This window comes from Cronobacter sakazakii, assembly GCF_000982825.1.
Taxonomy (GTDB): domain Bacteria; phylum Pseudomonadota; class Gammaproteobacteria; order Enterobacterales; family Enterobacteriaceae; genus Cronobacter; species Cronobacter sakazakii.
Window position 1 is genome coordinate 4,226,130 of the sequence record NZ_CP011047.1, and the last position, 13,495, is coordinate 4,239,624.

The 13,495-nt window shown below is 56.4% G+C and carries 12 protein-coding genes and 1 other annotated feature; of the genes, 2 read left to right on the forward strand and 10 right to left on the reverse strand.

Annotated elements, in window-relative coordinates; all coding sequences use genetic code 11:
• Positions 1–40: 40 nt before the first annotated feature.
• The 8 genes from CSK29544_RS20070 to CSK29544_RS20105 form a co-directional block, all read right to left on the reverse strand.
• The gene (locus CSK29544_RS20070) at positions 41–616 is read right to left on the reverse strand and encodes a fimbrial protein SthD (RefSeq protein WP_029039162.1); all 576 of its coding nucleotides are present in this window, start codon (positions 614–616) and stop codon (positions 41–43) included.
• Positions 617–644: 28 nt separating this feature from the next.
• Positions 645–3,134 carry a fimbria/pilus outer membrane usher protein gene (locus tag CSK29544_RS20075; protein ID WP_029039161.1) on the reverse strand — a complete coding sequence of 830 codons (2,490 nt, stop codon included), beginning with the start codon at positions 3,132–3,134 and terminating at the stop codon, positions 645–647.
• A 95-nt stretch (positions 3,135–3,229) separates the two neighbouring features.
• The gene (locus tag CSK29544_RS20080; protein WP_007891930.1) at positions 3,230–3,907 is read right to left on the reverse strand and encodes a fimbrial assembly chaperone; all 678 of its coding nucleotides are present in this window, start codon (positions 3,905–3,907) and stop codon (positions 3,230–3,232) included.
• Between the two features lie 39 nt (positions 3,908–3,946).
• Positions 3,947–4,687, reverse strand: a complete 741-nt coding sequence (locus tag CSK29544_RS20085; protein WP_234004285.1) for a fimbrial protein SthA — start codon at positions 4,685–4,687, stop codon at positions 3,947–3,949.
• Between the two features lie 160 nt (positions 4,688–4,847).
• A complete protein-coding gene (locus CSK29544_RS20090; protein ID WP_004386900.1) occupies positions 4,848–5,180 on the reverse strand; it encodes a YbaB/EbfC family nucleoid-associated protein in 333 nt (110 codons plus the stop codon).
• A gap of 82 nt (positions 5,181–5,262) precedes the next feature.
• Positions 5,263–7,236: a DNA polymerase III subunit gamma/tau gene (gene dnaX, locus CSK29544_RS20095; RefSeq protein WP_029039160.1), complete on the reverse strand. Its 1,974-nt coding sequence runs from the start codon at positions 7,234–7,236 to the stop codon at positions 5,263–5,265.
• Positions 5,866–5,930: a sequence feature (DnaX frameshifting element), on the reverse strand. (Overlaps the previous gene by 65 nt.)
• 90 nt (positions 7,237–7,326) lie before the next feature.
• Positions 7,327–7,878 (reverse strand): adenine phosphoribosyltransferase, encoded by a 552-nt coding sequence (gene apt / locus CSK29544_RS20100; RefSeq protein ID WP_004386902.1) that lies wholly within the window; start codon positions 7,876–7,878, stop codon positions 7,327–7,329.
• Positions 7,879–8,029: 151 nt separating this feature from the next.
• Positions 8,030–8,407 (reverse strand): DUF454 family protein, encoded by a 378-nt coding sequence (locus CSK29544_RS20105; protein WP_007891928.1) that lies wholly within the window; start codon positions 8,405–8,407, stop codon positions 8,030–8,032.
• Between the two features lie 66 nt (positions 8,408–8,473).
• Here CSK29544_RS20105 and priC point away from each other — a divergent pair, with 66 nt between their 5' ends.
• Positions 8,474–8,989: a primosomal replication protein PriC gene (priC, locus tag CSK29544_RS20110; protein WP_004386904.1), complete on the forward strand. Its 516-nt coding sequence runs from the start codon at positions 8,474–8,476 to the stop codon at positions 8,987–8,989.
• 22 nt (positions 8,990–9,011) lie between these two features.
• Positions 9,012–9,164: a pleiotropic regulatory protein RsmS gene (rsmS, locus tag CSK29544_RS23435; RefSeq protein ID WP_004386905.1), complete on the forward strand. Its 153-nt coding sequence runs from the start codon at positions 9,012–9,014 to the stop codon at positions 9,162–9,164.
• Positions 9,165–9,202: 38 nt separating this feature from the next.
• On the opposite strand, the gene mscK is transcribed toward rsmS, so the two are convergent.
• Positions 9,203–12,574, reverse strand: a complete 3,372-nt coding sequence (gene mscK, locus CSK29544_RS20115) for a mechanosensitive channel MscK (RefSeq protein ID WP_007891923.1) — start codon at positions 12,572–12,574, stop codon at positions 9,203–9,205.
• Positions 12,575–12,690: 116 nt separating this feature from the next.
• Complete coding sequence (acrR, locus tag CSK29544_RS20120) at positions 12,691–13,356, reverse strand: multidrug efflux transporter transcriptional repressor AcrR (protein ID WP_007848023.1); 666 nt, start codon at positions 13,354–13,356, stop codon at positions 12,691–12,693.
• Positions 13,357–13,495: the final 139 nt, after the last annotated feature.

Genomic DNA, 13,495 nt, shown 5'->3' on the forward strand with positions numbered 1-13,495 from the left:
GCCAGCGCATATCAAACTCTTAAGCGTTATTCAGTGAAGGTTACGGGTAAATAAAATTAATCGTGACGGAACTGCTGAAATCCCCGGCGGTGGGTTTCCCCAGCGGCGAGTACATGCGGGCAATGAGGCTTAACATGCCGCTATGGGTATCGGCCTTAATGGGCACGCTGTAACTGACACCGTTGGCGAGATTCACCAGCGGTTTGCCGTCGAAATTAATTAATTGCAGCCCAAGATCGCCCGCGCCATTTTCCGCCTGATTAGCGTAAATCGCAGTTCCCATCGCACCATTGTCATAAGGCTGACCGCTGAACTGTGCCGTCGCTTCGCTCAGGCCAGCCGTACAGCCGGTTAACTTAACGAGCACAGGAATGCTGGCGCTATTCGCACCGGCGATAGACAAATCCTGTCGGTTGAACGTGCCAAGCTTCACCACGCTCGGCGCTTCGATGTTGCAGGAAGGCCGAATAATCGTGCCGGTGACGGAAAAGTTAATCGTATCCTGACTGCCTGCCGCCAGCCCCGATACGGGAATCAGTGCGTTGCTGATAAGCAGCGCTAACGCCATTCGACGCCAGCGGCCAGAAAAAACGCCGCGCAACCACGACTTCATCATTTGTTCACTCCCGTGAAAGAGGCGGTGCTTACTCACACGCCGCCTGCTGAAAAATAATCCCGCCAGCGGTTGAAGCCGGTTGCAGCGTATAGTCAACCCGACACTGCTGCGCGCTCTCCGCCCCCCACCTGACCTGCAACTGCCCTTTCGGGCTCAGCCCGGCCAGATAAACCTGCCCGTCCTCGCCGACGATATCGCTGTGCGCTGTCGGGTCCGGGTTATCCGATGTTGTGACCAGCGCACCGAAAGGCACGGGTTTGCCATGAAAGGTGAGCGTCAGCATCGCTTTCAGCCCGGCAAAGGTCTGGTAGCGCGCTTTCACCACGGCACCGCGCGTCGGCACCACTTTTTTGGTGATATTTTCAATGTCGGTATCGCTTTCCTGCGCAAGCCCGCTGTCATCGAGCGAAATCGCATTCTCGTGATATGGGCGAACATAAGGCACGACGGCGTTGCCGTGAGCATCGGTGTGGACATTGTTCTGTCCATTGACCGGAATATCCTTCGCGCCAGGTGCCGTGACGATCGCGACACTCTCATTTAGCGTTCGGGAGAACGTCAGGCCATCGGCGTGCGCGACCATTCCGCCCCGCAGCGCATAGTTATAGCGGCTGGTAAAATTGTCATAACCGTAGCCGCCGGACATTTCGCCCCATGAATTCTGATAGTTAAGGCTGACGTTGCCGTTCGTTTTCTTATTGGTGGCGTTATAGCCTTCCTGCACCTGCCAGTTGAGGCTATTGCCGGCAAGCGCCGAACCGCTCATGCCAAGGCTGTGCATTGTGGCGCCGTGCGCGCTGCTGTTCATGGCGTAGTTCATTGAGGCGGAGGCGAGTTCTCCCTTATGGTCGAACGCACTGAAGGGCACATTGACAGTCAACGCAATAAGGCTATCGTTGGTTCGCTTAGTGTCATCGCTGCCGGTAACGTTCATGTTCCGGGCATAGCTAATAAAATAAGTAATCTGCCCCCAGTTATTGCCATATCCCAGGTTCATGGAGGTCATTTGCGACTGGTTCCAGTAGCGCTCTTTCATCAGCGACAACGAAAGCGAGCCCACTTTGGTACTTTTCGATAACGTGACGTCAAAGCGGTGCTGCGCATGATCGGTGTTATCGATCTCTTCAGCGGTGTCGCGGGCGTTAATCAGATCCTGAAAAGAGTAAAAACCGCGCGTCGCGTAGCGATAACTGGCGACGGAAATATCCGTGCCGGTTTCCTGCAACGTTTTGCTATAGCGCATACGCCAGGCCTGCCCGGTACTGCTTTTCATATTGCCGGGGGTTAATCGATCGGCGAGTTGCGCTTTGGCCTGTGTCACATCTACCGACAGCGCGCCGAAATTCCCGAGATTCGCGCCAATCCCCAGCGCATAGCTGGAGTAGATATCCTGCGCCTGAGTGATACCCCCGTAGAACGTGAGCGCGTTGGATAGCCCCCAGGCCGCGTCAGACTGGATAAAATCCAGCGCGTTTTTTGCATCGCCATCGTTGCGGGTCGTGCCGGCAACCAGCGAATACGTTAACTGATGCTCGCGCTGTAACACCGCCAGCGACGCAAAAGGTACGACAAAATTCTGCTCGCTGCCGTCTGACTCTTTCACCGTCACGTTCAGGTTACCCGCGCTACCGGTCGGGTAGATATCATCGATTTCTAACGGCCCCGGCGGCACAGAGGTTTTGTAAATGCTGTTGCCGTTCTGATAAACCGTCACTTCTGCGTCGCTGCGGGCAATACCGCGTACCACAGGCGCGAAGCCCTGCTGACTGTCCGGCAGCATGTCATTATCGGACGCCAGCGACACGCCGGTGTACGCGACACTGTCGAAGACTTTGGCGTCAGTATTTCCTTCACCTATCATCAGCCGGCTTTTCAGCGGGCGAATATCACGGGAGACGTGACTGTAGACCGAATGCCACTGATGTTTTCCATCGTTGATGTTAAGCGTTGAGTAGTTACGCAGTCGCCAGGCCCCGAAGTTAAACCCCGGCTGGAGGCTGACGAACTGACTGTGACGCACGGCATCGTTCACGCGCGACGTGGTGGTCTGCCCGGAAAAACTGTAATTCAAAAGCCCGGCGGTGATGCCGTCATCCCATTTTTCTTCGGGCACATAACCGCGCGCGCGATGCGTCATCGCCAGTTGCGCAATGGAGAGTTCAAAACGTTGCTGATTGAGCATTAACCGGGCGGACACGCCCTGGATAGCCAGCAGGTTAGCGCAGGTCTCGCCCTGTTTTGTCAGATCCGGATAATTTTCAACCTTGATATTCCATTGGCGGAGCTGTTCCAGCGTCAGGCACGGCAACAGCAGGCGTTTATTCTCCGCCGTGTCGACATAACGGAAAGTAAAAGTACCGGCATCGACTAATTCACCGTTGATATAAATATCGACGTTGTAATCCCCCGCCGGAGTTTGCTCCTCGCTGAATAAATTCAGATCAAGCGCTGAGGCTGACGTTTCGCTGGTCTCCAGCAGATGCGGATTAAAATATTCATTTGCCCGGGCTACTCGCATTGCAGAAAACGCTGCGCAGATTATCCCGAGGGTAATCACTGGCCGTATTTTCGTTAATGATGTCATTACGCGATGCCCGGTCATAAATGCAAAAATTAATACCTGGCGGTGTGTTCGTTTCCACGCATGCCAAAATCGTTAATTATCTGCCATTTTACCTCACCATGACTTTGCGCTTTGGGCAGTGAAAAATCGGCGCTGGAAAAAGGCGCGACAAACGTGGCACTCTTCACCGGTGTATTATTCACCGTGACGGTGGAGAAATTCATATAATACGGCGTGGGGTTATTTACTTTTACTGCATTACCGTCAGCGCTCCACGTTAATTTATCGGCGACGGATTCGGGCACATTGCCACACAGGCTAGCCGGGCGGTAAATTAATTTAATGCGCGAGTTAATGGCAATTTGCACTTCATTTTTGGCAGGTATTCCCTCCATTGCCGGAATCCCTTTGACATTCAGCCAGAACATAGACTCGCGATCGTCAGGCAACGTTTTTCCGGAGCGAACAATACGCACAGAGGCTTTTTCACCGGCGTTCAGACGAAACAGCGGCGGCGTAATAATCATCGTGTCTTTTGCTGCGGAATCTGCCGAGACAGGCGATATCCAGGACTGCACCAGGTTGGCGATTTTGTCTTTATTCTGTACGGATAATGTCGCCGCTTTTTGTTGACCATCGAAGATGACACGCGTGCCGCCGACGACAACACTCGCCTGTGCGGCGCTGACAGAAAGTGCGCAAAGCAGCGCGATTGCTAACGGTTTCATAGAAAACTCCGGATAGAAGGAGGGTTGCCCCTCCTTTGATTACTGGTAACTGATGCTGTACGTTAATGTGCTAACCACATTTCCTTTCGTGACGCCGGTGCCGGTCGCCACCAGTTGCGCGGTATAATCCACAGTGACGTCGCCGCCTTCCGCCGGTAACGTAATATCCGTATTGCCGTCATTTACATATACCGTGTCGGTGCCATACTGTTTCAAAAGCACGCCAACATTTGTCGCGGCATCGGTCGTGGCGATGTTTTTGAAATAACTGTCATCGCCATCGGTTTCGCCGTTAAATTTAATATTGGCTTTCGCAGGACTGCCTGCCGGGCAGGAAGAAAGGGTGATGGTAAAAAGTTTAGGCGCACCCGTATCACCTTTATTTACCAGATCCGATTTAACGGTTTCACCTAATTCAACAGTAGAACTGCCGTCGCCTACTGTTACCGTACAGGCGGCATCAAGCACTTTTCCGTTGAATGTAATGGTTTGGCTATTGGCGAGCGCCGCTTCAGAAGCACACAGCGCTGCAAGCACGGCAATAACACCGCAACCGCCTTTCGTTAATTGCATCATGATTTGATTTATTCCTTTAGATAAATTAACAAAGCATTCCTGTGACTTTATTAATTCCATTCGCATTACTAAATCGAGAATTAACTCCTTTTTACTCTCATTGTTGAATGGCGGTATTTCCCGATCTGAAAAGCCGTGATAAAACCGGCCATTATTATTACACCTCTCTGAACCATATAAATTCAGGAGGGGAATAATATTCACGCATAGTAATAATCATGGGGAATTCATACAATTAACGAATACTTAAAGAGAGTTTTACTGGCGTCTTCAGAACCGGCGTTCCGGCCAGAATCAATGATATAGATGGGATTTAGAGGGGGAAAAGCGGGACGACAGGCGGAGCCTGCCGTCCGGGGGGACATCAGAACGGCATTTTGAAGCCTGGCGGCAGCTGCATGCCAGAAGAGACAGACGCCATTTTCTCTTTCTGCGTCTCTTCGATGCGGCGCGCGGCGTCGTTGAACGCGGCGGCAACCAGATCTTCCAGCATTTCTTTATCGTCTTCGAGCAGGCTCGGATCGATTTCCACGCGACGGCAGTTGTGCGCGCCGTTGATGGTCACTTTAACGAGGCCAGCGCCAGATTCGCCCGTCACTTCCAGCTGAGCGATTTCTTCCTGCATCTTCTGCATTTTTTCCTGCATCTGCTGGGCCTGTTTCATCAGGTTGCCCAGACCGCCTTTACCACCAAACATAAGCTTCTCTCTTTTGCTTCAGGTCGCTGACGGCAGTGCCGACAGCGAGGCCAAGGGTTACAACAGGCAGCGGCACTGCCTGTCAAAGGGGGCGAATACTCTCTTCATCCAGATCCGCATCGAAGAAACGACGCAGCGTCTGAATATTGGTATCCGCGATAATCGCTTCTCTCGCCTGGGCGAGTTTCTCTTCGTAAATCGCCTGCCGCCACTCCAGCGGCGTCCGGTGCGCCAGATTATCATCTTCAATGATAGTCAGTTCAACCGGCGCGCCGTACAAAACGCCCAGCGCGTCAGCGAGCGTTTTCTGCGCCGACGCCGAGTTAAGATGACGCTGCGACGGGCGCAGATGCAGGCGAACCGTCTGCCCGTCCTGCTCTTTCCAGGCATTCAGCGCCACCTGCTCCACCAGCTTCGGCACCTGCAGGCGGCTGACCTCAGCGGCCCATTCGTCACGGGCAATCGCCTCTTCGGCGAGTTTGGCGGCAAGCTCCGGCGTCTTTTCATGCTCCAGCGCTTTTTTTAGCGCCCGCGGCGTGGCGACAGGGGCCTGCTGCGCCTGCGGCACAATATTTTTCGCTTTCCAGCGATACGCCTCTTTTTTGGCCGGGGCGTCCTCTTTGACCGCCGCGGGCCGGGACTGCACGCGCTCGGTCACGGACGCCAGCCGCTCCAGCGCGCTGTTATTCACCGGCCGCGCTGTGGCTGGCGCTGCCGGTTCATTCTTTTTTGTTTTGGCCGCTCCCTGCGCGCGCTGCAACTGACTGCGCGCCTGTAGAAGCTGGCTGGTCGTGTCGGGCAGCGGCGTCTGCGCGCCTGGCTGCGGTTGAGAAACGGCTGGCGAAACGGGCTGCTGCGCCTGGGTCTGATAAGCGGGCTGAGAGGCAGGCATTGCCGGCGCTTCAGGCGCGTTCACCACCGGCAGTACGGCGGCAGGCTGTACCTCGCGCTCGGGTTCCGGCAGCGGCGCGCGCGGGTGGAACGCCAGCGCGCGCAGCATGGTCATTTCCACGCCCATCCGGCGCTCCGGCGCCCACGGCAGCTCTTTACGCCCGATAAGCAGCGTCTGGTAGTAGAGCTGAATATCACCCGGCGGCACGACGCGCGCCAGTTCGCGCAGGCGCGGCTCCAGCGGGGCCATATCCGCGCCGAGCGCGGACGGCGAGAGCTGCACCATCGCGACGCGGTGCAACAGGCCGAGCATTTCAACCAGCAGCGCTTCCCATTCGACGCCGCGCGCGGCAGCGTCGTTAATCTGCTGCATGACGCGCTCGCCGTCGGCGGCGACCAGCGCTTCAATGAGGCTTAACGCCTGATCGTCATCCAGCGTGCCGAGCATCGCGCCTACCGCCTGGGCGGTCACTTGCCCGTCGCCGCTGGCGATGGCCTGATCGGTGAGGCTCAGCGCGTCGCGCAGGCTGCCATCGGCGGCGCGGGCCAGTAGTTGCAGCGCGCGCGGCTCATGCGCGATGCCTTCCTGCGTTAGCACATGTTCAAGCTGCTGGCGGATTTGATCCGGATCCAGCGCCCGCAGATGGAACTGCAGACAGCGGGAGAGGATAGTCACCGGCAGCTTTTGCGGATCGGTAGTCGCAAGCAGAAATTTCACATGCGCAGGCGGCTCTTCCAGCGTTTTCAACAGCGCGTTGAAGCTGTGGCGCGAGAGCATGTGCACTTCATCAATCAGATAAACTTTAAAGCGGCCACGGGCGGGCGCGTACTGGACGTTATCCAGCAGGTCGCGGGTATCTTCCACTTTGGTGCGCGAGGCGGCGTCGATTTCAATCAGATCGACAAAACGCCCCTGCTCGATTTCACGGCAGTTGTCGCACACGCCGCACGGCGTGGCGGTGATGCCGGTTTCACAGTTCAGCCCCTTCGCCAGAAGACGGGCGATAGAAGTCTTGCCGACGCCGCGCGTACCGGAAAACAGATAGGCGTGGTGAATTCGGCCCAGCGATAAACCGTTCGCCAGGGCGGTGAGCACGTGCTCCTGGCCGACGACGTCAGCAAAGGTTTGTGGGCGCCATTTTCGGGCTAAGACCTGATAACTCATGGGCAGGCTCTGAAACGCTTGAGTGGTGGATTCTGAAGGGGTAATGCTAACACAGCCCCACCCGATGGGCGAGGCTGCCGGGAAGGAAGATCAGTGGCCCGGGAACGGCACGAGGCTGTAGCAGGTAATGCCCTGCTTGTTGAGGCGTTCTTCGCCGCCGATGTCGAACAGATTAATGATAAACGCCGCGTCGGTCACTTCACCGCCCAGACGACGGATAAGCTTCACGGTGGCTTCAATGGTGCCGCCGGTCGCCAGCAGATCGTCGACCACCAGCACTTTGTCGCCAGGCTTGATCGCGTCAACGTGGATCTCCAGCTGATCGGTGCCGTACTCCAGCTCATAGCTTTCTGCGATCGTTTCACGCGGCAGCTTACGCGGTTTGCGCACCGGGACAAAACCCACGCCCAGCGCCAGCGCGACCGGCGCGCCGAACAGGAAACCACGCGCTTCGGTACCCACCACCTTCGTGATGCCCGCGTTTTTATAGCGCTCCACTAACAGTTCGATGCTCAGCGCGTAGGCTTTAGGGTCTTCCAGCAGGCTGGTGACGTCGCGAAAGAGAATGCCCGGCTTCGGGTAATCCTGAATGCTTTTGATGCTATTTTTAAGATATTCAAGCTGCTGCGCAGTTGCGGTCATGGATGTATGCCTGATAAAAACGGTATTACTCACAGGTTGCCGGACACGACTGAAAGGCGAATTTGCTCACCCTTTAATCAACGGCCCCTGTACTCGAAAACGCTCGAATTTACTGGCTGCGCGCGGTAAATGCAACCACTGCGGGCAGGCTTTACCCGTTTTGTTGTTTTTCATCAACCACCGGGATGCGCCACATGAAAATCAACAGCCCGGAAAGGATGACCAACAGCAGAATACGCACCCAGAAAATCTTCACCAGCCACAGTGAGATAGCGAACGTGGCGAGAATAAAAAGCATCGCGCGCGGTTTCGCGCCGGGCGGCATTGCGCGGTGCTGCTGCCAGTGGCGCAGATAACCGCCAAACCACGAGCGGTAGAGCAGCCAGTGATGAAAACGCGGCGATGAGCGCGCAAAACACCAGGCCGCCAGCAGCAGAAACGGCGTCGTCGGAAGCAGCGGCAGCACCACGCCGAGCGTCGCCAGCACTACCGCCAGCCACCCCAGGATGAGTAAAATAGTCCTTTGCATAATCGTACTCGCGAAAGCAGGTGATGTACTGTAGCACAGCCCGCATGGCCAGACGCCCGGAGTAAAATGAGAACGCCCCTATTATTACAATCGCTGAAGACCCGTGTCGCCGCGCTGCATACGCTTATCGGGCCGCTCGCCTTGCAGCGTCACTTTTCACCGCGCTTCGACAGACAACTGTTTGCATGCCGCGGCGCACGGCTCGGTGATTATCTGACGGAAGCCGAAGAGAGCCTCACGCACCTGGAAGCGGCGGTGAATCAGGGTGACGCGACGCGCGTGGCGTGGCTTGCCGAACGGCTCGCGGCCCAAATCGAGGCGTTACAGCGCGAGGCGGCTACCGCCACGCTGCGTCGTCATGAGAACGCGCATTTGCCCGGCGGTCGGCTACACGCGCGGCTTGCGGAGTATCAGGAATATGAACGTCGCCTGCTGGCAATGAAAAACGAGCGCGAGCAACGCTATGCTGAACGCCATGACCCGCAACTGGCGCGTGAAATCACCGCGCTTGACGAGCGCCTTACGCGCTGTCGCACGGCTATCGCCCGCACCGAGCGCGCGCTTGAGCGCATTACGCGCTGAATCAACGACGAGGAGAGAAACGATGTCGCTGGAACAAGCCCCTGATGAGGTTAAGCTCGCGGTCGATTTGATTATGCTGCTGGAGAATCATGACATTGCGCCGCAGACAGTGCTGGCGGCGCTGGAGATTGTGCGTAACGACTATTTGCGAAAGCTTGCCGACGCCGAGCAGTAATCGCCCTTCCCCTGGTAAGGAAAGGGCGAGAACCGGCGTCAGGCTTTGGCGGCGTTCGTCTCGCCGTTATCGTCACTGCGTAAATCGCGCTTCACTTCGGTGTGCGTCTCGCCGTTGTTGTTATGCAGATGCACTTCCAGCTGGTTGAAGGCGATATCGATATTATTTTCACGGCACAGTCTGTCGATGGTGCGGTTCAGCTCATCCACGGTATAGCTGCGATCGCGCAGTTCACGCACATACAGACGCAGTTCGTGATCCAACGAGCTTGGCCCGAAGGTGGTAAAGAACACCGCCGGTTCCGGATCGTGCATCACTTTCGGGTGATCCATCGCCGCTTTCAGTAAGATCTCGCGCACTTTGTCGAGATCCGATCCATACGCCACGCCGAGGCGGATCACCACGCGGGTGATGGTATCGGTCAGCGACCAGTTGATGAGACGCTCCGTCACAAACGCTTTGTTCGGGATAATCACTTCTTTACGGTCAAAGTCGGTGATGGTCGTGGCGCGGATGCGGATTTTGCTGACCGTGCCCGAGAAGGTGCCGATGGTAACGGTATCGCCGATACGCACCGGACGTTCAAACAGGATAATCAGGCCGGAGACGAAGTTACCGAAGATCTCCTGCAGGCCGAAACCGAGACCGACCGACAGCGCCGCCGCCAGCCATTGCAGTTTATCCCACGACACGCCGAGCGAGCCGAACACGGTCATCGCGCCCGCCGCGATAATCACATAGTTCAGGATGGTCGTAATGGCGTACGACGCGCCCTGACGCATTTTCAGGCGTGAAAGCACCAGCACTTCCAGCAGGCCTGGTAAGTTGCGAATCAGCGCCCAGGCGACCATAAACGCCACCACCGCGAACAGAATACTGCCGAGCGTCACGTTCTTCGTGACCGCCGCCCCGGCTTCGGTGCCGTTGTAGTGCCACAGCACGATGCTGTCGAGATAGGCGAAAACGGTGATTAAATCAGACCAGATAGCCCAGAACACCACGCCGAACAGCGCGAACATCAAAAGCATGGTGATACGCAACGTCTGCTGGTTCACCTGATCGAGCGCCAGCGACGTTTCCTCTACCGGTTCGGCCCCTTCGGCGCCCTCTTTCACCATATTCTGGCGACGGGCCACCGCACGGCGATACGCAATGCGGCGCGCCGCGACGCTCAGACCGCGCAACACGGTCTGATAAAGCAAGTTCCAGACAATCACCAGATAGACGGTATCTATCCAGCGCCCGGCGAGACGCAGCGTGGTATAGAAATAGCCCGTCGCGGTGAGCACCAGCAGCGCGACCGGCACAATCGAGAGCACCGTGACCGTCACCAGCCGCATGGTGTGCGACTCTTTATCACGCCAGCTGTCGCGGCACATCGGCCACACCAGGGCGCTGATTAACAGCAGATTCAGGAAAATCATGCTCTGGCCGAGCACGTCGTCCATCAGATGCAGCGGTGAGAGTTCTGCCAGCACCGACCAGAACAGCAGCGGAAGCAGCGCCAGGCTGACGCGCACAATCTGACGACGCCAGTGGCTGGTCAGTGTCGCGGGCATATTAAAATGGCTGACCGCCATACCGTCTTTTTCCAGCACACGCCAGCAGAGGCCGAAGACCAGCCAGAACACCGCCAGCTCTTTGCTGAACGCCCAGAGCAGATCGCTGATGTTCAGCTGCATCACATAAAGAATGAGCCCGACGGCCAGAATAATCAGGCAAACCGGTAGCGCGCGGACAAGGTTAATCAGTATCGCTTTCGGCGTGTGCAACTGGCTGTCGTTGCGCAGCTGACCGACTTCGCCTGCAAGCGTATTCAGGTACTGGCGCAGCCAGCCGAAACGCCAGCGAATAAGCCCGGCAATCAGCAACAGCGGCAGCCCCGCCAGCAACGCTTTTAACATCGCAGGCCAGGCTTTCTCCCAGTTAAAGGTGATTTTCATCGACTTCAACTGATCGTGCAGCGCCTGCGGGAAGGCTTTCACCCACTCCCAGTCCATCGGTTTGTTACTGTTCACCCAGAAAATCTGCTGAGTAAGCATTTCCCGCAGGTTGGTGCTGACGCTCATTAACTGCTGCTGATTGATTTGCAGGTTAATCGCCATCATCAGCTGGTTGCCGAGCTGCTTGTTGAGCTGATCCAGCAGCTCACGGCGCATATCGACTACCTGTAACAGCGCGTCATGTACGTCGTCATTAATTTCGCTTTTGTGCCCCTCTTCCAGCTTCTCGACGAAGGCGTCGTTCTGGAACAGGGCGTCGCGCTGCTGGTTCACCTCGAACTGTTCAAGACGCAGATCCGCGATGCGGTTGGTCATATCTTCCAGCTCATCGGCGGAAGGCAGCGTTTGTTGTTGCTGATACAGAATGCGCGACAGCAACAGGCTGCCTTTCAGCACAGAGATCTGCTCTTTGAGGTTGCGCTCGGATTGCAGCGCGCGGTCGAGCCAGTTCTTCACCCGGATATTCTGCTGCACCAGCGTATTGCCGCTCTGGGTCGCGTCGATCAGGCGCTGGCTGAGCTGGTGATTGATCTCCAGCTCCTGGCGTACCAGCGGGTTGTTCTGAATGCTGGAAGCGTCTTCCGGCGCAATCGCCTCCTGCGCGGTTTTCTCGGTCAGCGTCAGACGTTTGCTATTCACCGCCTCCTGCAACAGCTGTAACTGATGCTCAAGACGGTTGATATTCGCGGTAGTGTAGTCGCGCTGTTTCTGCAGCGCGTCCTGCAGAACCGTGTTGCCTTCAAGACTTTTACGCTGCTGTTCTATCTGGGCGTTGAGCAGCGCCTGCTGCGCGAGCAGGAGCGTCTGCTGCGACGGGCGCAGCGCCTCTTCACCAGGTGCGGTGCCATTCAGGCGATTGCGGATCTGCTGAAGCTGCTGCGAGGCGTTGTACATCGCGTTCTGAACGCGCTCTGGCTGCGTCTGTAACGACACCAGCTGACTGTTGTACGTCGCGAGATCGTTTTGTGCGGTTTGCAGGTCGTCAAGGACGGAGGTGACGCGCGACTCCAGCTGGCGCAGCGACAGGTTTTTCAGCGTCTGGCGCACCACCTCGTCGCTGTCCTGGTTTTGCAGCGCGCTGAGGTTGTCTGTCGCCTGGCGCATTTTCTCGGGCGCCTGCATGACCTGCTGGCGCAACTGCACGGTTTCTTGTTTGATGCGCTCGATTTTATCCAGCGTCTCAAGCGTCGCCGTCAAATCTTCGGTCGTCAGTTTGTCCTGCGCGGAGTGGTTTTTTTGTTTGCCGAGCGCGTCGAGCTGCGCCTGCACGTCAGCGCGCGACGGAAGATCGCCGCTCGCAGGAGCCGCCTGCGCCGCAACGGACGACAGCGCGCCGAACACCAGCAGAACGGCAAAAAGTACAGCGGACGCCAGGCGTCGCGAAAGGATTGTGTGCTGCATAATCATTTGAATGAAGTCATGGCCGGACCGCACGCGGAATGCCTGCGGGGATACTGGAACGGCGCTGAGAATACCACGGCTCTCGCGCATGGAATAGCGGCCCGCCGGGCTTTAAGAATATTTTAGCAGGCGTCTTGTGCGGGCGCGGCATCCGGGGCGCGGCGCAGGCTCGGGCAAAACTGATACATCTCCAGTAAAATCGCCACCAGTTCGCGCGCTTCGCTTTTAAGATCAAACGTCTGTGGCGCAAAAAGCCAGTTTTCCACCAGGCCTGAAATATAGCTGCGCATCAGGATAGCGGCGCGGCGGGTTTGCAGGTTTTCCGGCAGCATGCCGCTTTGTATGCACTGCCTTAATGTGTGTTCGATACGGTCGTAACTCTGGAAGCACAAACTGCGGTGCGCCTGTTGCACCACAGCCATTTCTCCAACAAACTCACATTTGTGATAAATTATTTCCATCATCAGGCGACGGCGCTCTTCTGTCACCGTAGCTTCAAGTATATAAACGAGAATCTCCCGTAAAACAGAGAGTGGATCGTCTGGGAATTTTGCCCGATACTCATTTTCAAGATCGCCAATGCTGGCCTCTGATGATTCCCAGATTTCACTAAACAAATCCGACTTGTTCCTGAAATGCCAGTAAATCGCGCCTCGCGTTACGCCCGCCGCCTGAGCAATATCTGAAAGGGACGTGGCTGACACACCCTGTTGCGAGAATAAGCGAATCGCCACATCCAGAATGTGTTGACGCGTCTCCAGGGCTTGCTGTTTGGTTTTTCGTGCCATAGGTCGGTGAATTTACAGGAGTCAGACTTACATACATTTTTGTATGTATGTACCATAGCATGACGACACTATAAACGCAGCAATGGGTTTGCGGACTTTTGATCCATTGGTCATTTTTTGGAATCGAACACTCGAGGTT